At 31.9% G+C, this 19810-nt stretch carries 17 protein-coding genes; 9 read left to right on the forward strand and 8 right to left on the reverse strand.

What is annotated here, in order from left to right:
* Positions 1 to 7: 7 nt before the first annotated feature.
* Together LJY17_RS10920 and LJY17_RS10925 are read right to left on the reverse strand one after the other, a co-directional pair.
* Complete coding sequence (locus LJY17_RS10920; RefSeq protein WP_264543857.1) at positions 8 to 1660, reverse strand: DUF4270 domain-containing protein; 1653 nt, start codon at positions 1658 to 1660, stop codon at positions 8 to 10.
* Between the two features lie 4 nt (positions 1661 to 1664).
* Positions 1665 to 2474, reverse strand: coding sequence for a glycogen/starch synthase (locus tag LJY17_RS10925; RefSeq protein ID WP_264543858.1), 810 nt, complete (start codon positions 2472 to 2474; stop codon positions 1665 to 1667).
* A gap of 107 nt (positions 2475 to 2581) precedes the next feature.
* On the opposite strand from LJY17_RS10925, the gene panC reads away from it, so the two are divergent.
* Genes panC through radA form a run of 5 tightly spaced genes read left to right on the forward strand, consistent with a single transcriptional unit; the run spans position 2582 to position 7447 of the window.
* Positions 2582 to 3430: a pantoate--beta-alanine ligase gene (gene panC, locus LJY17_RS10930; RefSeq protein WP_264543859.1), complete on the forward strand. Its 849-nt coding sequence runs from the start codon at positions 2582 to 2584 to the stop codon at positions 3428 to 3430.
* A 14-nt stretch (positions 3431 to 3444) separates the two neighbouring features.
* A complete protein-coding gene (panD, locus tag LJY17_RS10935) occupies positions 3445 to 3795 on the forward strand; it encodes an aspartate 1-decarboxylase (protein WP_264543860.1) in 351 nt (116 codons plus the stop codon).
* A 2-nt stretch (positions 3796 to 3797) separates the two neighbouring features.
* The gene (locus tag LJY17_RS10940) at positions 3798 to 4760 is read left to right on the forward strand and encodes a lysylphosphatidylglycerol synthase transmembrane domain-containing protein (protein ID WP_264543861.1); all 963 of its coding nucleotides are present in this window, start codon (positions 3798 to 3800) and stop codon (positions 4758 to 4760) included.
* 50 nt (positions 4761 to 4810) lie between these two features.
* The gene (locus LJY17_RS10945) at positions 4811 to 6079 is read left to right on the forward strand and encodes an alpha/beta hydrolase (protein ID WP_264543862.1); all 1269 of its coding nucleotides are present in this window, start codon (positions 4811 to 4813) and stop codon (positions 6077 to 6079) included.
* 6 nt (positions 6080 to 6085) lie between these two features.
* Positions 6086 to 7447 (forward strand): DNA repair protein RadA, encoded by a 1362-nt coding sequence (gene radA, locus LJY17_RS10950; protein ID WP_264543863.1) that lies wholly within the window; start codon positions 6086 to 6088, stop codon positions 7445 to 7447.
* A gap of 66 nt (positions 7448 to 7513) precedes the next feature.
* On the opposite strand, the gene LJY17_RS10955 is transcribed toward radA, so the two are convergent.
* Positions 7514 to 9223 carry a hypothetical protein gene (locus tag LJY17_RS10955; RefSeq protein WP_264543864.1) on the reverse strand — a complete coding sequence of 570 codons (1710 nt, stop codon included), beginning with the start codon at positions 9221 to 9223 and terminating at the stop codon, positions 7514 to 7516.
* Between the two features lie 12 nt (positions 9224 to 9235).
* Positions 9236 to 9709 (reverse strand): T9SS type A sorting domain-containing protein, encoded by a 474-nt coding sequence (locus LJY17_RS10960; RefSeq protein WP_264543865.1) that lies wholly within the window; start codon positions 9707 to 9709, stop codon positions 9236 to 9238.
* A gap of 115 nt (positions 9710 to 9824) precedes the next feature.
* Here LJY17_RS10960 and LJY17_RS10965 point away from each other — a divergent pair, with 115 nt between their 5' ends.
* From LJY17_RS10965 to LJY17_RS10980, 4 genes are all read left to right on the forward strand, one after another.
* Positions 9825 to 10337 carry a hypothetical protein gene (locus LJY17_RS10965; RefSeq protein WP_264543866.1) on the forward strand — a complete coding sequence of 171 codons (513 nt, stop codon included), beginning with the start codon at positions 9825 to 9827 and terminating at the stop codon, positions 10335 to 10337.
* A gap of 22 nt (positions 10338 to 10359) precedes the next feature.
* The gene (locus LJY17_RS10970; protein WP_264543867.1) at positions 10360 to 12324 is read left to right on the forward strand and encodes a transglycosylase domain-containing protein; all 1965 of its coding nucleotides are present in this window, start codon (positions 10360 to 10362) and stop codon (positions 12322 to 12324) included.
* Between the two features lie 66 nt (positions 12325 to 12390).
* Complete coding sequence (locus tag LJY17_RS10975) at positions 12391 to 14190, forward strand: DUF4139 domain-containing protein (RefSeq protein ID WP_264543868.1); 1800 nt, start codon at positions 12391 to 12393, stop codon at positions 14188 to 14190.
* A gap of 65 nt (positions 14191 to 14255) precedes the next feature.
* Positions 14256 to 15632 (forward strand): PQQ-dependent sugar dehydrogenase, encoded by a 1377-nt coding sequence (locus LJY17_RS10980; RefSeq protein WP_264543869.1) that lies wholly within the window; start codon positions 14256 to 14258, stop codon positions 15630 to 15632.
* Here the strand turns inward: LJY17_RS10980 and LJY17_RS10985 are convergent, their stop codons facing one another.
* From LJY17_RS10985 to LJY17_RS11000, 4 genes are all read right to left on the reverse strand, one after another.
* Positions 15633 to 16667: an aldo/keto reductase gene (locus LJY17_RS10985; protein ID WP_264543870.1), complete on the reverse strand. Its 1035-nt coding sequence runs from the start codon at positions 16665 to 16667 to the stop codon at positions 15633 to 15635.
* A gap of 90 nt (positions 16668 to 16757) precedes the next feature.
* The gene (locus LJY17_RS10990; RefSeq protein WP_264543871.1) at positions 16758 to 17723 is read right to left on the reverse strand and encodes an OmpA family protein; all 966 of its coding nucleotides are present in this window, start codon (positions 17721 to 17723) and stop codon (positions 16758 to 16760) included.
* A 10-nt stretch (positions 17724 to 17733) separates the two neighbouring features.
* Entirely contained in the window at positions 17734 to 18963 is a 1230-nt protein-coding gene (locus LJY17_RS10995; protein ID WP_264543872.1) for a porin family protein, read from the reverse strand.
* 6 nt (positions 18964 to 18969) lie between these two features.
* Positions 18970 to 19731 carry an exodeoxyribonuclease III gene (locus LJY17_RS11000; protein ID WP_264543873.1) on the reverse strand — a complete coding sequence of 254 codons (762 nt, stop codon included), beginning with the start codon at positions 19729 to 19731 and terminating at the stop codon, positions 18970 to 18972.
* Positions 19732 to 19810: the final 79 nt, after the last annotated feature.

Below are 19810 nucleotides of genomic sequence, written 5' to 3' on the forward strand. Positions count from 1 at the left end.
TTATAATTTAATTAGGTTTTGTATAATAAACTTTAAATTGTACTCTTTTATCCACAGGAACTGATGAATGTGTACCATATAAAACTGTTCCAAGAGGACTCATTACTGAATTTGATGGAAATCTATCTACCTTTTTATTATCAGGATTAGGAGTATTAAAAGATGTTCTTATAAAAGAATTCCCTACATAATTGATATTCTCATTTACAATTAATCCGAGTTTAACATTAGTAGAGTCTTTATTGACGACGTTGTTAACGTGTTCGGTTATATTAATCTTATAACGTACACCCTTCTTATCAGAGCCGACAGCTTCTTTTTCAATCATCCCTCCATAAACATATTTATTTGTCTTAGGATCAGAAGCATTCGTTGTACCATCAAAATAAAAGTCATATAGAGGTATATTACTATCTGCATTGTAAAGAGAAACCCTATTAGGTTCTGTGGAAGTCCCCATTTTCGATCTATCTATTGAAAAAGTTAAAAAAGCACCATTAATTATATTCCCTTTAAGCTTAGCCTTCTCTTGATCATTTAAAATACTTATAAAAGCGCCTGACCCTTCACCACCTTTTATATAAAGAGAAGAAGAACCTTCCACTGGATCTATAGGAGCATTTAATGCACTCACATAACCAGCATCAAAAGTATTTTCATGCACATTAACAGTATTCCCTAAAAGATTGAATCTAAACTCTTTCATAACCTTATCTGTAGAAGTAGCCGATTTATTTTGTTTATAATAAATGGTCACATCTCCTTGCTTGAAATTAAGCGTCATTAAAGCTCCACTAGAACCTTCTATCTCAAAATACAAACCTCTGAAGTACTCTTTAAAAACACTGTTATTGACTAATTTCCCTGCAGGTGCATTAATAATTTTATCCTTAAAATGTTTTTCATTAAGCTTCATTCTTAACCTTGGAGAATTTCTAGACTCAATTTCAGTAGTTTGCACAAAACTTTCATTAACCTTGTACTTTACATATTCTCTTTCATTAGGATAAAACAATAAATTTTCTCTTTTATCATCATTAAGCCTTGTAGGATCTTTTGGGTTTGGATCGATCCAATCATTAAGCCTATTATCCATATTAGGATTATTAGGAGTTGTAGTACCTATTTTGTTACTACTAAACAAAGCCTTTTCATCTGAATAATATTTTTGCACTCCAAAATTATTATTAGGATCAAATTCCTTTAAATAATATCCGTTTTCATAAACCCTTAAATCCATTTTATTGGAGATTGACCATCCATAAACAGAATCAAGCTTATAAATTGATCTTCCTGACGCCTCGGTTTCTACTTTTTTACTAAAATATGGTACCGTAAGCACGACACTATCTATAGCTGCACTTGCATCAAACTCTGGGTTAGCCGTGACCATTTCTAACTGAGTCACAAAATGAGCTTTAGTAAGTCCGAAAGTTGGACTATTAAGTACTCCTAACTGATTTAGTGGTAAATTATTTGTTTGAATGGCTCCAGTTTTTTGGCTGTAAGCCCTTACACCAAACAACTCACCATCACCAAAAGTAAAATGCTCATTTCCTACAATATCTGACCCAATAGAATTGTAATCTTTATCACAAGAAACTACAAATAAAGCCATAAAAGCAATTGCTAGGCCTTTTAAAAATTGATTATTTATCATTCGTTTAACCTAAAATTTGATTTTTATAAAACTCAGTATACGCTTCCGCAAACGTATCTTTAGAGGCGAAAGGTAAAAAAGGTTTTTTTGAAGCTTCTATAAATTTTGTTAAATTTGAAGAAATGTCCTCTGATGCAATAACAACACCATCAGAATGATTAATTGAGGCCATCATTATGTTCTCGAAAGTTGGATTATCTAATTCTTTAACAGAATCTTTAGGAACCCCATCAAACTGAACTTTCTTACCCATTTCTAAATCCAGCGTACCATCAAAAGACTGACTAAACACAGAAGTTACAATTTTAGTATCAGCAAATAAGGCTTCATCTTTGTAATAGTGCTTCATATAGATAGGCAACATTGCTGCCAACCATCCTTGTACATGAATAATATCTGGAACCCAGTTTAATTTTTTAACTGTTTCCACTACTCCTTTTGCAAAAAATATTGCTCGTTCATCATTATCAGGATAAAGCACACCTTCTTCATCTGTAAAAGTTGCTTTCCTTTTAAAGTACTCGTCATTATCAATAAAATACACCTGGATTCTTTCCTTTGGAATAGAAGCAACCTTAATAATTAACGGCATATCAACATCATTCACCACCAAATTCATTCCAGATAGCCTAATCACTTCATGTAACTGATGTCTTCTTTCATTTACATTTCCATATCGAGGCATAAAAATTCTTATTTGCCCTCCACGATCATTAATCATTTTTGGCACATCATAAGACATTAAAGAAACCTCATTTTCAGCAAGATAGGGCACTACTTCGGATGATACATATAAAATCCTTTTATCCTCCATGTTATTTTTTTAGTTTTGTTTATTGGACATAAATCCATGCAAAATTACAAAAAATTACGAAGATATTGATGAAAATAGTAAGTTTGCATTGAATTTAATGATTAAACATGACCATTTTTGTCAAAAAAAATGAACTAAAAGATTTTTTGAAATCATACTGGAGTGAAAAAAAATCGATTGGTTTTGTCCCTACAATGGGAGCCCTTCATCAAGGACATCTTTCACTTATGAGTGAATCGAGTAAAGAAAATTTGTTGACAGTAGTGAGCATTTTTGTTAATCCTACTCAGTTTAACAATCCCGAAGATTTAAAAAAATATCCTCGAACGCTTGAGGCTGATGTTGAAAAAATCAAAAGTCTAAATTCAAATATTATTGTTTACGCCCCGGCTGTAGAAGATATCTACGAAGGAAAAACTGAATCAACCTCATTCAAATATGATGGTTTAGAATTTCAAATGGAAGGCAAACATCGTCCAGGACATTTCGATGGTGTTGGCACAATTGTAAAAAAACTCTTTGAAATAGTACAACCAAACAATGCTTATTTTGGCGAAAAGGATTTTCAGCAATTACAAATTGTAAAAAAACTGGTTGAAAAATATAAAATCCCAGTAAAAATAAATGGTTGTAAAATTCATCGTGAGGCGAATGGGCTAGCTATGAGTTCAAGAAATGAAAGACTTTCGGAAGAAGAGCGCTCCAAAGCATCATTCATATTCAAAACTATTTCTGAAGCTGCTAAACTTTTCACAACAAAAAGTGCACAAGAAGTAACAATCTGGGTAAATCAGCAATTCAAAAAACAAACCACATTTGAACTTGAATATTTTGAAATCGCAGACGAAGCCACTTTACTGGAGTGTAAAAGGAAAAGCAAAACAAAAAAGTACCGCGCTTTTATTGCTGTTTTTGTAAACAATATCCGATTGATTGATAACATTTCCCTAAAATAATATAACTTTGCATCATGCGAATTCAGGTAGTAAAATCTAAAATACATAGAGTTAGAGTAACTGGTGCCGATTTAAATTACATCGGTAGTATAACTATTGACGAGGCTCTAATGGAAGCTTCAAATATTTTTGAAGGTGAAAAAGTATCAATTGTAAACATCAATAATGGTGAGCGTTTAGAAACTTATGCCATTACTGGTCCAAGAAATAGTGGTGAAATCACACTAAATGGTCCTGCAGCACGTAAAGTTCATAAAGATGACATTATTATCATTATTGCCTACGGAAGCATTGATATGGAAGAGGCTAAAAATTTCAAACCGTCAATTATTTTTCCTAACGAAGAAACAAATTCGTTAAAATAACCGTGAAGAATAAAATAAGTTCTTACGCTGGCGTTATTATTCCAATTCTTTTGGGAGCTGGCTTGACTTATTACACTTATAATTCATTTTCTGAAGAGCAAATAGCTCAAATGAAAAGATACTTTGTAACTGCAAATTACAACTATGTACTCGTTTCTCTAATAATAGCTATTTTTGGATGTGTTTTCAGGGCTTACCGATGGAAATACACTTTGACAGAGATAGGCTACATTCCAGACTTCAAACTAAACTTTTTAGCCGTATGTATTGGTTATTTTATCAATCTAACCATCCCAAGATCAGGTGAAGTTTCAAGAGCTTTAATACTTAAAAGATATAGAGATATGTCTTTTGATAAGGTATTTGGAACAATAATTGCCGAAAGAATAGTTGATCTCATATTTCTTTTACTTTTTGTTTTTACAGCTCTAACTTTAGAATTTAAAACACTTAAAAACTTTTTATTACTTTACATTCCTGTTCAAAAATTAGGCTGGTTGCTCATTTTTGGATGTATTGGATTTGTTCTTTTTATTTTAATGTATAAGTACTCTAAATGGAAATTGATTTTACTTTTAAAATCAAAAATTGAAGGGTTAAAAGAAGGTATTTTTAGCGTCTTAAACATGCCTAATAAATGGAAGTTTTTATTTTTCACTTTCCTTATTTGGTTATCCTATGTTTTAATGTTTTACATTACTGTTTTTTCTCTAGAAGCAACAAGTCATATTAGTATTGGAACAATAATAGTCGCTTTTGTGATAGGGGGTTTAACTATGTCTTTCACCAATGGTGGCTTTGGCTTTTTCCCAGTTTTAATTGCTGAAATTTTATTCCTTTATAATATTCCATTGGAAGCTGGAAACGCTTTTGGGTGGATTATTTGGACCTCTCAATTACTAATTACAATCCTTTTAGGCGTTTTTGCCTTTTTAGTTTTACCAATCGTAGGGAAAAAGAAATAAATTAGTATCTTGCTCGTTAAATACAGTCAAAGACTAATTTATTTTTTATTATGAAAAATGCACTTTACCTACTAGTACTTTTCTTTTCATTTTCAGTATTTGCACAAACTACTACTGACAGTTTTAAATCTGCCAAACTTGGTGGCAACAGAGATATAAAAGTAAAACTTCCGGCTTCTTACGAGAAAAACGTTGAGAAAAAATATCCTCTAATTTTAGTATTGGATAGCGAATTTTTATTTGATCCTTTTGCTGGGAATATTTCATACGCAAATTATTGGGATGATATGCCAGAAGTAATACTAGTTGGTATAAACCAAAATAAAAATAACGAACGTGAAGAAGATTCAGATTTTGACCCAAGAACTGGTCTTCCTGGAGGAAAAGGTGCAGCTTTTTTTGAATTTATAGGAACCGAATTGTTGCCTCATTTAGAAACAAAATACCGAATTGCTCCTTTCAAAGTAATTGCGGGTCTTGACTTAACTGCAGGATTTTTAAATTCATATTTATACAAAGACATGCCTATTTTTCAAGGTTATATTTCATTTAGCCCTGAATTGGCTACAAATATGGAAACTAGAATTCCGCAACGTTTAGCAACTGCAAAAGAGCCAATTTTTTATTATCATGCAACAGCCGAAGGTGATTTAAAAAAAATGAGAGCTCGTATCAATGCATTGAACGAAAATATGAAAACGGTCAAAAATGAGCTTGTAAATTATAAATTCGAAGAGTTTAAAGGAGGTTCTCATTATTCTATACCAATCAACGGAATTCCAAGTGCATTATATCAATTTTTTGAAGTATACCGACCAATTTCTTCTATCGAATATCAGGAAAAAATTGCTCCTTTAAAAGAAGGTTTTGTAGTTTACTTAAACAAAAAATACGAAATGATCGAAAAAGGATTGGGTATAAAAATGAATGTTCGTATAAACGACTTTAAAGCGATTGAAACTGCTATCATTAAAAACGAAGCTTGGAACGAATACGAAGAATTAGCTCAAATTTCTGGACAACAATATGAAAAAACTCTTTTATATGATTATCATATGGGGAATTATTGGGAAAAAAGAAAAGAACTTAAAAGAGCAATTAAATGCTATCAGGACGGTTTTACTAAGCAAGAAATTGCTGGTATTACTAAAGACATGATGATGAATAAAGCAGAGGATTTAAAAGCTTTATTACCTAAAAAAGAAAAATTAAAAGGTGGAAAAGCTAAAGGTGAAGTAATTACTGAAGAGGCACCAGCTACTGATACACCTGTTGAAACTCCTACAGAGGCTCCAACTGAAGAGAAAAAACCTGAATAAGTTTAAATGGCTAAAATAAAAACCTCTTTCTTTTGTCAGAGTTGTGGTACTCAATATGCGAAATGGCAAGGTCAATGCAACTCATGCAAGGAATGGAATACTATTGTTGAAGAAATTATTCACAAAGAAGAAAAGGTAGCTTGGAAATCAGAAACTTCTGCTGTAAAAAAGGCAGCAAAACCTTTACGTATTCATGAAATAGATTCAGCAGAAGAAATCAGAATGAATACTACCGATGAAGAGCTAAATCGTGTTTTAGGTGGCGGATTAGTTCCCGGTTCATTAACACTTTTAGGTGGAGAACCTGGTATCGGGAAAAGTACATTGTTGCTTCAAATCTCTTTAAAATTACCATACAAAACCTTATATGTTTCAGGAGAAGAAAGTCAAAAGCAAATAAAAATGCGTGCCGAACGTATTACTCCAAACGGAGAGAACTGCTACATCCTTACTGAAACAAAAACACAGAATATTTTCAGACAAATTGAAGAGATTGAACCAGAAATAGTAATTATTGATTCTATTCAAACGTTACAAACTGATTATATAGAATCATCTGCCGGAAGTATTTCTCAAATTAGAGAATGTACTGCCGAGCTAATCAAATTTGCGAAAGAAACAAATACACCTGTTATTTTAATTGGTCATATCACTAAAGACGGAAACATTGCTGGACCTAAGATTTTGGAACACATGGTTGATACCGTTTTACAATTTGAAGGTGACAGAAATCACGTTTACAGAATACTTCGCTCACTCAAGAACCGTTTTGGTTCGACTGCCGAATTAGGAATTTACGAAATGCAAGGCTCTGGACTTAGAGAAGTATCCAATCCTTCTGAAATTTTAATCTCCCACAAAGAAGAAGAATTATCAGGAACGGCTATTGCTACAACTTTAGAAGGTATGCGTCCATTAATGATCGAAATACAAGCGTTAGTCTCTACCGCTGTTTATGGAACTCCACAAAGAAGCACAACAGGATATAATGCAAAACGATTGAATATGATTTTGGCTGTATTAGAAAAGCGTGCTGGTTTTCGTTTAGGTGCAAAAGACGTTTTTCTGAATGTAACAGGAGGTATATCTGTAGATGATCCAGCAATTGATCTAGCAGTAGTTGCAGCCATTTTATCTTCTAATGAAGATATTCCTGTCGGAAAAGATTTTTGTTTTGCTGGCGAAGTGGGTCTTTCGGGCGAAATTCGTCCAGTAAATAGAATCGAACAACGTATTCAGGAAGCTGAAAAATTAGGCTTTTCAACAGTTTATATTTCAAAATACAATAAAATTTCTACTAAATTCCCAGGAATAAAAGTCATTCTAGTAAGTAAAATAGAAGAGATTGTAAGTGAGTTATTTGGATAATAATATATATTATAAAAAAATAAGGGATTCAAAATGAATCCCTTATTTTTTTATAATGAAACTATTTTATTTTCTTGAGTCGTCTTTTGAACGTACTGTTTTTGACAAGCTTTCTGGCATAGTTCCAAATTGGATCTTACTTCCATCCCACCAAATTGCTTTACCTTTACCAGTTAAATCAGAACCGTCATTGAATAAAACATCTTGAATATTCTTATCAAAATCCGATGAAGAAACCATTTTTGTAGCTTCATCAATTTTATTATCAATTCTATTTCCAACAGAAATCCAAGAAACAACTACATTACTACTTCCATTATTGATTTCTTTAATTATAAAACCATTTTTGTCCATAGAAGCAATGTAAACACCATTACAATTTCCACGAGCAGTAACCGTAACTTCTGGTTCTTCTCCTAATAATGAAGCATAGCTTTTATCAAATGACACATACGCTTCACCATTTACTAATTGTATTTTTCCTTTTGAATAAATAGTTGATTCAGTACTTGTAACAGCATAAACTGGTGTTTTAGTGTCATTTAAACCTCCTACAAGCTCAACATTCTTACCTAAAGTATATACGTTTCCTGAATTATAAGAAGAAAATACAGACCCAGAATTAATTTGACCAACCACATTTCCTTTGCTCATAGTACCAATTACTCCAAAAAATCCTCCTCCAACACCTTGAGCCATAGCATTTGCTGATCTTCCTGTACCATTACTATATGCATTAGAACCGTAAACACCGTAAAAAGTATTGGCGCTATTTTTATATCCTAAGGATCCCCAATATGCTCCAGAATATTCTGCTCCAAGAGTACCACCACAACGGTTAAAGTCGTTATAATTGAAACCTGCAGTAGCAAAAGAGTATTGATCTCCCCAAAAACTAAGCCCAGCCGATCCAGAATTTGTTCCAACTTGTGAATAGGCACTTCCTATATTTTGAGTGTTTCTATCTCTATACCCCATTAAAGTATGCTGACCATCTCCAGTTGCCGTTTGTTGTTGTTGATATACAAAGAATTTAGAAAGTGCTTGTGGCGGATAATTAATTGATAATGAAGTCCCATTATCTTGAATTTGTGAATTCCCTTGAGTACTAGTTCCAGTCCATTTAGTTAAATAAGTATTTGATCCTGAACCAATTATTCCGTTAGCCAATGAAATTAAGTTCCCTGTAGCATCTACACCTACTACTCTTGTTCCTGAACCCGCTAATGCAGTAATTGTTTCGTTTGTTGTTACTGAAGTTCCTGTTACTGTGTGAGTTGATGTAACATCATTCCAAGTATTATTAGCACTACCAGAAGCTACACCTGCATTATTATATGAAATTTGAGTATCTGATCCTGCAGCCACACTAGAACCTGATTTAGCAGCATACAAAGCATAAGGAGAACTTACCATTTGTGTAGTTCCTGTAATGGTATAATTTGTTCCTCCTGCTGGATCGGTCTCAGTTTTGATAAAATAGGGACCTGCACTCCAATCAATAGTAGCCATCGAACCAGAAACAACAGAACCAGAACCAATAGATACTGTTGCTAATCCATTTAAATTGGTAGTTGGAACGTGTGTTTCAACATAAACAGCAGTTCCTGAAGAAGAACCTTGCAAAATGCTAACACGCATCCCAATGGCTGTATTCGCAACTAGCGCATTAGAACCATTACGAATAACTGCTTGATAATTAAATTTTTGTGGTGCTTGTGCAAAAGAGATATATCCTGTAAATAATAAAGCAAAAAGTAATTTTATATTTTTCATATATTATGGTTTTTAGTTGTTTTTAATTAATTTAAAACTTTTGATTCTTTTTCCTGAATCTATGAGATTAAAAAAATACGTAGCGGAAGACAAATTAGAAACATCAATCTCTGTTTGAGATTCCGTAATTTTACCATTTTGAAGTATTTTCCCTGAAACATCAATCAACTCATAAGAAAGTTGACTAAAATCATTTAGACTTCCCAAAGATAGATTTACCGAATATATCGCTGGATTTGGATACAAAATGGCTTGTAAACCATAACTAAAATCAGTGGTTGCAAGCGTGTATACTTCTAAAGCTTGTTGTACCCCTTGTGTGAGTTCTCCATTGGAACCCGAAACAGTTTCAAAGGCAACTTGACCAAAAGAATAACTAACAGTTCCTCCAGAACCTGTAGCTTCGCCTCCCGAAAAGACAAAATCTTCTTGACCAAAACTTATTGCACTAAAAAACAGACAGTAAATGAATAGAATTTTTTTCATAGGCCTTATTTTTTAAATTTTTAACAAAATAAAATAAAAATTACAATATTTTCATACGTACAAATACCTATTTAGAGAATTTTCGTCCAAAACAACCTTTTTATCGACAAAAAACATGAAGTCATACTCAGACATACTACAAACTGTACAAACCTATCATGAAATAGGTGAAACTATTGCAGCGGCAAATTTTGTAATAGAAGAATACGGAATTAGACATCCTAATTTTAAAAACTTTGAACTACGTGAAAAAGCAAAACCTGAATACATTTTAATGACTACTGAAGGTGCTTTTGGAGAACCTAATATTATTCGAATTCCTGAAAACACTTTCGAATTTGAGTTTATATTAATGCTGAACTTAATTGCCCATGAAATGATTCATATTGGTCAAAAAGCAGTAGGTAATTTCATTGAAGATCGAAACGAGAGAGAATGGCAAGCCTATTATGAAATGATTTTTCATAAAACATACCCTCAAGTTCCAGACGTTATCCCAAATCAACAAAAGTTTTTCGCTAATAAAGCCTTAGACTATTACAATAAAATGGGTAAAGATTCTGTTTTACAAGAAAAATACGCTCACCAGAAAAAAGAAGTAGAAGATTTTGTAGCTTCGCTTTCATAAATCATCCCAAATTATATTACCAATGAGAACCAAAAAACAATGGTTTTTTCTGATTCTTAAAATAGTTTTTATACTAATTATATTGCTTATTGGAAGTGTTTATTTCTTCCGAGATACTCTTTTGCAACAAGCTTTAGATAAAACAAAAAATAAATTCAACACCGAATACGATTCAGATTTCACTGTTGGAACTGCTAAATTTTTAGGCACTACTGGTGTAGAATTAAACAATATCACTTTGATCCCTCATCATGCTGACACACTTTTGTCGGTACAAAAAATTAGGACAGAAGTTAGTCTATTACAGTTACTTACTGGAGATGTACAATTGACCAATTTAGAAATGCAAAATGGATTTATCCAGTTAGTAAAAAATGAAAATGGAAGAAATTTTGACGCCTTTCTTAAAAAAGACAAAAATGAAGAAGCAAGCAATGAAAAACGCAATTATGCAAAACTTGCTAACAGAATACTAAATAAACTACTAAATCTTGTTCCTGCTCAAATGAGCTTGACAAACTTATCGCTTCGTATTAACGATATGAATCGAAAAGTGTATTTTGACATGAATGATTTAAAATTAAACAACAATCAACTAGACACTCAAATTAAAGTTACCACAAATACCTTTACACAAAACTGGAACATTAATGGTTATGCAAATCCTCGAGATAAAAAAGCAGATTTACTTTTTGCATCAGCAGACACATCAAAGATTCAAGTGCCATATATTGATGAGAAATTTGGGTTAAAATCAAGTTTTGATAAAATTAGACTAAAACTTGATAATTTAGACATGACTTTTGGTAAGTTACATATCGACGGCGTTGCTTCTATTGAAAACTTTACCATCAATCATCCTAAAATTGCCAAGAAAGATGTTGTCATTAAAAACGCTCAATTTGATTACAGGTTTTTATTAGGCAGTGATTTCATCTCTATTGACAGCACCTCATCGGCACAATTAAATAAAATAAAAGTAAAACCTTATTTAGAATATAATACTGAGGAAGACACGATTTACAAGTTGAAATTGAATATCAACAAAATGAAAGCACAGGATTTCATTACATCACTTCCTGATGGTTTATTCTCTCATTTTGTTGGAATGGAAGCTGAGGGTGAATTTGATTACAATCTGAATTTTCAATTCAATAAAAACAAACCACACAAACTTATTTTTGACAGTAAATTCAACAAACACAACATACGAATTATAAAATATGGTGAAGCAAATCTGGAAAAACTAAATACTGAATTTACATATAGAGCAATCGAAAATGGTGTACCGCAAAGACCAATTTTTGTAGGTAGTTCTAATCCAAATTTCACACCTTTAGAATTAATTTCACCTTATTTAATGCATGCAGTATTAACGAATGAAGACCCTTCTTTTATGAGACATCGCGGGTTTATTTCTGAGGCATTCAAACAATCTATTGCGAAAAATATCCGAACAAAGAAATTCTCTCGTGGAGCCAGCACTATCAGTATGCAATTGGTAAAAAATGTTTTCCTAACGCGTGAAAAAACCTTATCTCGAAAATTAGAAGAAATCCTTTTGGTTTACATATTAGAAAACAACCGAATTGCATCTAAAGAACGTATGTTGGAAGTGTATTTTAATGTAATTGAATGGGGACCAAACGTCTATGGTATTGGTGAAGCTGCAGAATATTATTTCCAGAAAAAACCTATTGATTTATCGCTTAACGAATGTTTGTTTTTAGCTTCAATTGTTCCTAAACCTAAAAAGTTTATGTATCAATTTAACGACGAAGGTTATCAAAAACCGTATGCAGAAAAAAATCAGAAGTTTATTAAAAATCTAATGCTTCGTAGAGCCTTGATTACAAGTGACGATACAATCGGGCAATCTATTCCCATTTATATTTCGGGAAGAGCACGTTCTTTCCTTCGTTTAAAGGCTGTAAAAGACACAATTGCAATAGACTCGACAGCTTCGGTAAGTGATTTTGATTTTTAAATCATTTAAGTCTCTTTCCAACCTTTCATAACAAATTGTCCTCTTTAGAGTATAAAACAATTTGTCATGAAAAAAATATTTCTTCTTGCTTTGTTTATAGTATCAACTATAACATTTGCACAAAAACCAATCTTTACTCAAGCTAAAGTAAAGTCTGCTACTGTATATTTTAATGCTGCCGAAATCACGCAAAATACTTCTATTATTTTACCTAATGGAACCAGTGAAATAGTGATTAAAAATGTTGCCAATCATCTAAATGAAAATTCTATTCAAATAGGAGTTCCACCTAATATAACTATTCTTTCAGTTCAGTTTACCAATGATTATATTTCAGAATATGCTATTGATGAAAATTCCCCAACAATTAAAAAAGTAAAGGATAGTATTCATTTATTACAAAAAGAAATTAATCGAATAACAAACACAAAAATATCTGAACAAAAAACCATAGAACTATTAGATAAAAACCAACAAGTTTTTGGTCAAAATTCTGGTTTAAGCGTATTGGAATTAACTAAAATGGTTGACTATTACAAATCCAAAAGAACAGAAATAAGCAATTCTATAAATACACTAGATGAAAAAGAGAAAAAACTACATGAATCACTAGCTCTCTTAAACGCAAAAATTGAAGTAAATACAAACAAAGAAGAAAAAATTTCAACTGGTAAATTAGTCTTACAAGTCATGAATACAGTCGCAGGTAACATGTCACTAGATATTTCTTACTTAACACAAAGTGCTAGCTGGTCTCCTTTTTATGATTTAAGAGCAGATAGCGTTAGAGAACCAATTAATATGATGTATAAGGCTCAAGTCGTTCAAAATACGGGCATAGATTGGAAAAAAGTAAAACTGACATTGTCTTCTGGAAATCCAACTCAAAACAATCAAGCACCAATTTTGAATTCATGGTTTTTACGTTATGGATACACTAATTATGGAGATCAAAATAATGGTGTAATAAATCAACTTCAAGGAAAGGTTTCAGGTTTACAAATAGATAAAAAAGTAGAAGAAAAAATTGTTTTACGCGGTGCTCGTTCAGTAACTAGTGACAAAAAAGCTTTAGTTATTATTGATGGTCAAATTTCATCTGAAGAAGAGCTTAAACAACTATCCTCTGAAAATATTTTAAACACAAATGTTTTAAAAGGACCACAAGGAAATGCTTTATATGGCTCAGATGGAGCTAATGGTGTAATTGTTGTAAATACGAAAAAAATGAATGATTATACAAACATTTTAGAAAACCAACTTAATATCTCTTTCGATATTGACATCCCATACGACATTTTATCTAATGGAAAAATTCATAGTGTGGCTTTAAAAGAAATTAAAATCCCAGCCACTTATAAATACTATGCCGCTCCAAGAATTGAAAAAGAAGGCTTCTTACTAGCTGAAATCTCAGATTATGGCAAATATAATTTATTAAAAGGTGAAGCAAACATTATTTTTGAAGGTATGTATGTGGGCAAAACATTTATTAATGCCAATCAAACCTCGGACACTTTACACCTAAGTATGGGAAGAGATAAAAAAGTATCTATAAAACGTGAAAAAGTCACAGATAAATCAGGCACAAAATTCCTATCCTCCAAAAAAGAACAAACATTTACATACGACATCACAATTCGCAACAATAAAAAAGAGACCATAGATTTGTTACTGAAAGATCAATATCCTCTCTCTATGGACAAAGATGTTGAAATTGAATTGTTGTCTAAAGATGGAGCCAAAGTAAATTCAGAAACAGGAGTTCTTACATGGAATATAAATCTTAAACCTAATGAAACAAAAAAACTACGAATTAGTTACACAGTAAAATATCCTAAAGAAAAAGTAATTGAAAATCTATAAAAATTGATCCTGATAAGTTTTGTCAGGATTTTTTTATAAATTTATGACAATCAAATCATTACACCATGAAATTAAACCTATTAATTATCGCTTTGGTTTTTATTCAATTTGAAGGAAAATCTCAAACAGGAACAATTGCTCTCCAAAATTTTGCTTCGGGTTTTGCCTCTCCAGTAGATATAGCAAATTGTGGTGACAACAGATTATTTATAGTTGAACAAGATGGATTAATCAGAATTTTAAATAATAACGGAACAGTCAATTCAACTCCTTTTCTAAATATTACAACACTAACCAATGAAAGTGGGGAACAAGGGCTTTTAGGCATGGCTTTTCATCCCAATTATAGTAGTAACGGCTTTTTTTACATCAATTACACCAATAATAGTGGCAATACAGTGATTGCACGTTATTCTGTTAACCCAAGTAATCCTGATCTTGCCAACACAACCGGAACAATTTTACTTACTATCACTCAACCTTATTCTAATCATAATGGAGGTACTTTAAAATTCGGTCCTGATGGTTACTTATATATTGGCATGGGTGATGGTGGAAGTGGTGGAGATCCAGGAAATAGAGCTCAAAACATTAATGAGTTATTGGGTAAAATGCTTCGGATAGATGTAAATTCAGGTACTCCTTATAGTATTCCTTCCAATAATCCTTATGTTGGTGTTGCAGGTTTAGATGAAATTTGGGCCATTGGATTACGAAATCCTTGGAAGTTTTCATTTGACAGACTAACAGGCGATTTATGGGTTGCTGATGTTGGACAAAATCAATACGAGGAAGTTAACAGAGCAACTTCAACAGAAAGCGGACTAAATTATGGATGGCGCTGTTATGAAGGGAACACAGCTTATAATACTACTGGTTGTGCAGCACAATCCACCATGAAATCTCCTTTATTTATAACCACTCACAGTAACGGATTTTGCTCTATTACTGGCGGTTATGTGTATCGAGGAACGCAGTATCCAAACTTTCAAGGCAAGTATTTGTTTTCAGATTATTGTAAAGCACAAATTGGTATAAGTGATAGCCTAGGAAATGTGATTTTTTCGCAAACATTTAGTGGCAACAATTTTGTGAGTTTTGGTGAAGATGCAAATGGAGAATTATATGTCTCATCAATTAGTAATGGTACCGTTTATAAAATTATAGACAGTTCTTTAGAACTTAGTGAGCATTCTAAAAATGAAGTATTAATATATCCTAATCCATCAAAAAATGAAGTGTATATCAAAAATACAAATTTAGGCAACCCTATTACAAAAGTTGAAATTTGCGATATAAACGGAAAAACAATTCTAACTGAAAACAACCATACCAATTCTATCGATTATGTAAAAACACAATCACTGCAATCTGGATTTTATGTTATGAAAATCACTAATAATCTAGGATTACATTCTATTCACAAACTGATTAAAGACTAATTAAGGGGCAGGATTAGGAATCGCTTCCTGTAATATCTCAATTTGTTTCAATACATCATCTGTTAGTCGAACGTCAAAAGCATTGATATTTTCTTCCAATTGGTCAAGATTTGTTGCGCCAATAATTGTTGAAGTCACAAAACTTTGGTGGTGTACAAAAGCCAAAGATAATTCTGTTAAAGTCAATCCTAAACTATGTGCTAATTCTTGATACATTTTTGTGACTTTATAGCAATTTTCATTGGTATAACGTACAAAGTTCGGAAATGTTCCCATTCTAGAATTAGTTGGTGTTCCGTTTAAATACTTACCAGTCAAGAACCCGAAAGCTAGTGGTGAATATGCTAACAATCCAACGTTTTCACGCATACATATTTCAGACAAACCTACTTCGAACAATCTATTTAATAACGAAAATGGATTTTGAATCGTAGCAATTCTTGGTAAATTATGTTTTTCCGCTTCGTTTAAAAACTTCATTACTCCCCAAGGGTTTTCATTTGAAACTCCGATATGTTTTATTTTGCCTTCTTTAATTAATCCATCAAAAGTTGTAAGCACATCAAGAATATTATCCTGCCATTGGCTATCAATTTCAGTAACACCACGCTTACCAAACATATTCATTACACGTTCTGGCCAATGCATTTGATACAAATCGATATAATCTGTCTGAAGGTTTTTCAAACTCAGCTCAACCGCTTCATGAATACTTTTTTTAGAAAAATCTAATGGCTTCCTAATATAACTCATTCCTCTGTTTGGCCCAGCAATTTTTGTTGCTAAAACTACTTTATCACGTTTTCCCGATTTTTTAAACCATGAGCCAATATGTCTTTCGGTACTTCCAAAAATATGTTCATTCCCTCCTATTGGATACATTTCGGCTGTATCAAAAAAATTAATTCCTCTCCCAAAGGCATAATCCATTTGAGCATGAGCTTCGGCTTCTGAGTTTTGATTTCCAAAAGTCATAGTTCCTAAACAAATTTCGCTTACTTCAAGATTGGTGTTGGGAAGGATTATATTTTTCATTAGGTAATTTTTTAACTATTGCAAATTTACAAGTTTCGTTTAATAAAAAAGTCCAGAATTAACTGGACTTTTTATTGTTTAACCTATTTTTTAGATTTCGTTTAACGCTTTAGCTAATTCATCTAATTTAGGAGTTAATATTATTTCAATACGACGGTTTTTTGCCTTACCATTAGCATTATCATTAGAAACTAACGGAGAATACTCACTACGTCCAGCAGCAGTTAAATTTGCTTTATTAACCTTTGGATTAGAAGCTAAAATATTCACTATAGCTGTAGCTCTCTTAGTTGATAAATCCCAGTTATTTTCTACACCACCTGTTAACGTCCCTGTAATTTTATCATTATCTGTATGACCTTCAATTAGCACAGCAATATCAGGATTATCACCTAAAACTTTACCTACTAAATCAACAGCCTTTTTACCTTCAGCACCTACAGTCCAACTTCCAGATTCGAAAAGTAATTTATTTTCCATAGAAACATAAACTTTACCGTCTTTTTGGTGTACAACCAGTCCTTTTCCTTCAAATGCTTTTAACGATTTTGCTAACGTTTCACGAAGTTTTTTCATTGAAGCTTCTTTCGCAGCAATTAAGTTCTCTAATTCCGCAACTCTGTCTGAACGATCTTTGAAATCTCTTCCTAGCTTATCCAAGCGTGCTTTTTCATCTGCCAATGCTTTTTCTTTAGCCTCTAGTTGAGCAAGCAATTCACGGTTTTTATCCATATTTGCTTTTAATGCCTCATCACTGTTCTTTTCTAAAGCGTTGTATGAATTTTGAAGCGTTTGAAGATTATTGCTTGTCGCAGCATAATCGGCAGCTAACTTATCACGCTCGCCTTTTAATTTTTCTAATTCCGATTTTAAATTTGCATTATCTAAATCAGATTGACTTTTTCCTGATTTTAATAATTCATTTTCATCTGCCAAGGCATTTCTTTCCTTTTTTAAATCGGCGAATTTATTCTCTAAATCTGTATAGATTTTTTTAGAAACACATGAGGTGCTTAATGCTAACACTAATAATCCTGCGGAAATTTTTTTTATCATAATCTAATGTTTATTTCTTTTTAAAATCAAAAATTTTGTACCCAAATACTGCCGAAATTACACCAAATTTAGCGCTATCTCCTCCTAAGTTAGTTGGAATTATACTTGATTTAGAATATCTTACTTCAAAATCAGCTTTTTTATAAGAAAATCCTAATCCTCCTGTAAAACTGATATAATTTTCTAAACTATATTCATTCATATAACTACCACTAACGGAACCATATTGCAAATCACCAGAGAGCTGTCTAAAGAACAACCCTGCATCTACAAAAAGCTTTGAGTCTTTATTTAAAAACATATAATACTTAACTCCTAATAAGTGATCTATGGTGGTTATATTTGCATTATACCGATAATCTGAACCATACAGTTTTTTTATCATTTCTGATTTGTATTTTTGATAAGTTGGTTCATAAAAAACAGACCATTTATTTTTATTAAATCCTAAATTGATCTCAAATTCAACACCTATTTTAGGGCCTATTTTATTTCCAAATTCAACATTCTTTAATACATTATAATTAGACGCTAATGTCAAATTTGAAAAATTAGCTCCAGCTTTAACTTTTAACCAAAAACTACCTTTTGAATTTTGAACTTGTGAACTTGTCTCTACAATACTTTTGTTACCATCACAATTATTAATCATTAAAAAATACTTAATTAATTCTGAGGTTTTATACTTCATTTTGGAAAGAGTCTTATATTCAGTTTGAGAACATTTCACGTTATTCCACAACTGCTGTCTGAAAGTATTATTTTCTATAACAGTAGTACTATTTGGTTGAGTATATTCTTTATAAACTAATTGTTCAATTGCTGAATTTTTAAAAGAATAGAAGAATTTTTTATTTGTTCCATCAGTAAACTCATACAGCTTAGCATCTCCATCAACAATCAATTTTAAAAAAATTACTTTTTTTGACCATTCTGGATTTTTATTGTAAGATAATCTTCTCCAATCAACAGATGAAGTGTCTATCATTACTTCAACTCTTTCATATTTAGAAAAATTATCAATAACAAATTCTTTAATGTCACGGATTGATTTAGTATTTTCTACATCATTATCATTTTTTTTAAATAAAAATTTAGTTGGATTATTCATCCAGTCCTCGTCTTTAATCAATCCTTCTATTTTTTGACCTGAATTATCTATGTAATATCCCTTTTCAAAATTGATTTGAGCGAAAAGAACATTTGTTAATAGTAATAATAGGTACGTAATTTTCTTCATTTATATTTATTCAATCTCTACTAAAATTGGACAATGGTCTGAATGTTTGGCTTCAGGTAAGATAATAGCTCTTTTCATTCTGCTTTTCATTGGTTCCGAAACCAAATTATAATCAATTCTCCAACCTTTATTATTTTCTCTTGCATTGGCGCGATACGACCACCAACTATAATTATGAGGTTCTTTATTAAAATGTCTAAAACTATCTACAAATCCTGATTTCATGAATGCGTCTAACCAAGCTCTTTCTTCAGGTAAAAATCCTGAGATTTTAGCATTACGAACAGGGTCATGAATATCTATAGCCTCGTGACAAATATTGTAATCACCTGCAATAATTAGATTTGGAATTTCTTTTTTCAGATTATTAATGTATTCCTGAAAATCATCCATGTATTTGAACTTATGATCCAATCTGTCAATGTTAGTTCCAGATGGTAAATACAAACTCATTACCGAAAAATCCTCAAAATCGGCACGAACATTACGCCCTTCAAAATCCATATGTGGTATACCTGTACCGAAAACTACTTGCTTAGGCTCAATTTTAGATAAAATGGCCACGCCACTGTATCCTTTTTTTTGAGCGGGAAAATAATACTGATAAGGGTAACCTGCCATCTGAATTTCCATAACAGGAATTTGATCTTGAGTTGCCTTTATTTCCTGTAAACAAATTACATCTGGATCTGCGGCTTTTAACCAATCTAGAAATCCTTTAGTTATAGCGGCACGGATTCCGTTCACATTGTAGGAAATAATCTTCATTTAAGTACTTATTTTTCCAAAAGTATTGAAAAAACAATCAAATAAAAACAACATTTTTAATTAAGTTGTAAGTTGTTTA

This window comes from Flavobacterium hankyongi (assembly GCF_036840915.1).
Classification (GTDB): Bacteria; Bacteroidota; Bacteroidia; order Flavobacteriales; family Flavobacteriaceae; genus Flavobacterium; species Flavobacterium hankyongi.

Bases quoted from the DNA above. Each gene is read 5' to 3' on its own strand.
- LJY17_RS10920 (WP_264543857.1), bottom strand. From the start codon at position 1,660: ATGATAAATAATCAATTTTTAAAAGGCCTAGCAATTGCTTTTATGGCT.
- LJY17_RS10925 (WP_264543858.1), bottom strand. From the start codon at position 2,474: ATGGAGGATAAAAGGATTTTATATGTATCATCCGAAGTAGTGCCCTAT.
- panC (WP_264543859.1), top strand. From the start codon at position 2,582: ATGACCATTTTTGTCAAAAAAAATGAACTAAAAGATTTTTTGAAATCA.
- panD (WP_264543860.1), top strand. From the start codon at position 3,445: ATGCGAATTCAGGTAGTAAAATCTAAAATACATAGAGTTAGAGTAACT.
- LJY17_RS10945 (WP_264543862.1), top strand. From the start codon at position 4,811: ATGAAAAATGCACTTTACCTACTAGTACTTTTCTTTTCATTTTCAGTA.
- radA (WP_264543863.1), top strand. From the start codon at position 6,086: ATGGCTAAAATAAAAACCTCTTTCTTTTGTCAGAGTTGTGGTACTCAA.
- LJY17_RS10955 (WP_264543864.1), bottom strand. From the start codon at position 9,223: ATGAAAAATATAAAATTACTTTTTGCTTTATTATTTACAGGATATATC.
- LJY17_RS10960 (WP_264543865.1), bottom strand. From the start codon at position 9,709: ATGAAAAAAATTCTATTCATTTACTGTCTGTTTTTTAGTGCAATAAGT.
- LJY17_RS10965 (WP_264543866.1), top strand. From the start codon at position 9,825: ATGAAGTCATACTCAGACATACTACAAACTGTACAAACCTATCATGAA.
- LJY17_RS10970 (WP_264543867.1), top strand. From the start codon at position 10,360: ATGAGAACCAAAAAACAATGGTTTTTTCTGATTCTTAAAATAGTTTTT.
- LJY17_RS10975 (WP_264543868.1), top strand. From the start codon at position 12,391: ATGAAAAAAATATTTCTTCTTGCTTTGTTTATAGTATCAACTATAACA.
- LJY17_RS10980 (WP_264543869.1), top strand. From the start codon at position 14,256: ATGAAATTAAACCTATTAATTATCGCTTTGGTTTTTATTCAATTTGAA.
- LJY17_RS10985 (WP_264543870.1), bottom strand. From the start codon at position 16,667: ATGAAAAATATAATCCTTCCCAACACCAATCTTGAAGTAAGCGAAATT.
- LJY17_RS10990 (WP_264543871.1), bottom strand. From the start codon at position 17,723: ATGATAAAAAAAATTTCCGCAGGATTATTAGTGTTAGCATTAAGCACC.
- LJY17_RS10995 (WP_264543872.1), bottom strand. From the start codon at position 18,963: ATGAAGAAAATTACGTACCTATTATTACTATTAACAAATGTTCTTTTC.
- LJY17_RS11000 (WP_264543873.1), bottom strand. From the start codon at position 19,731: ATGAAGATTATTTCCTACAATGTGAACGGAATCCGTGCCGCTATAACT.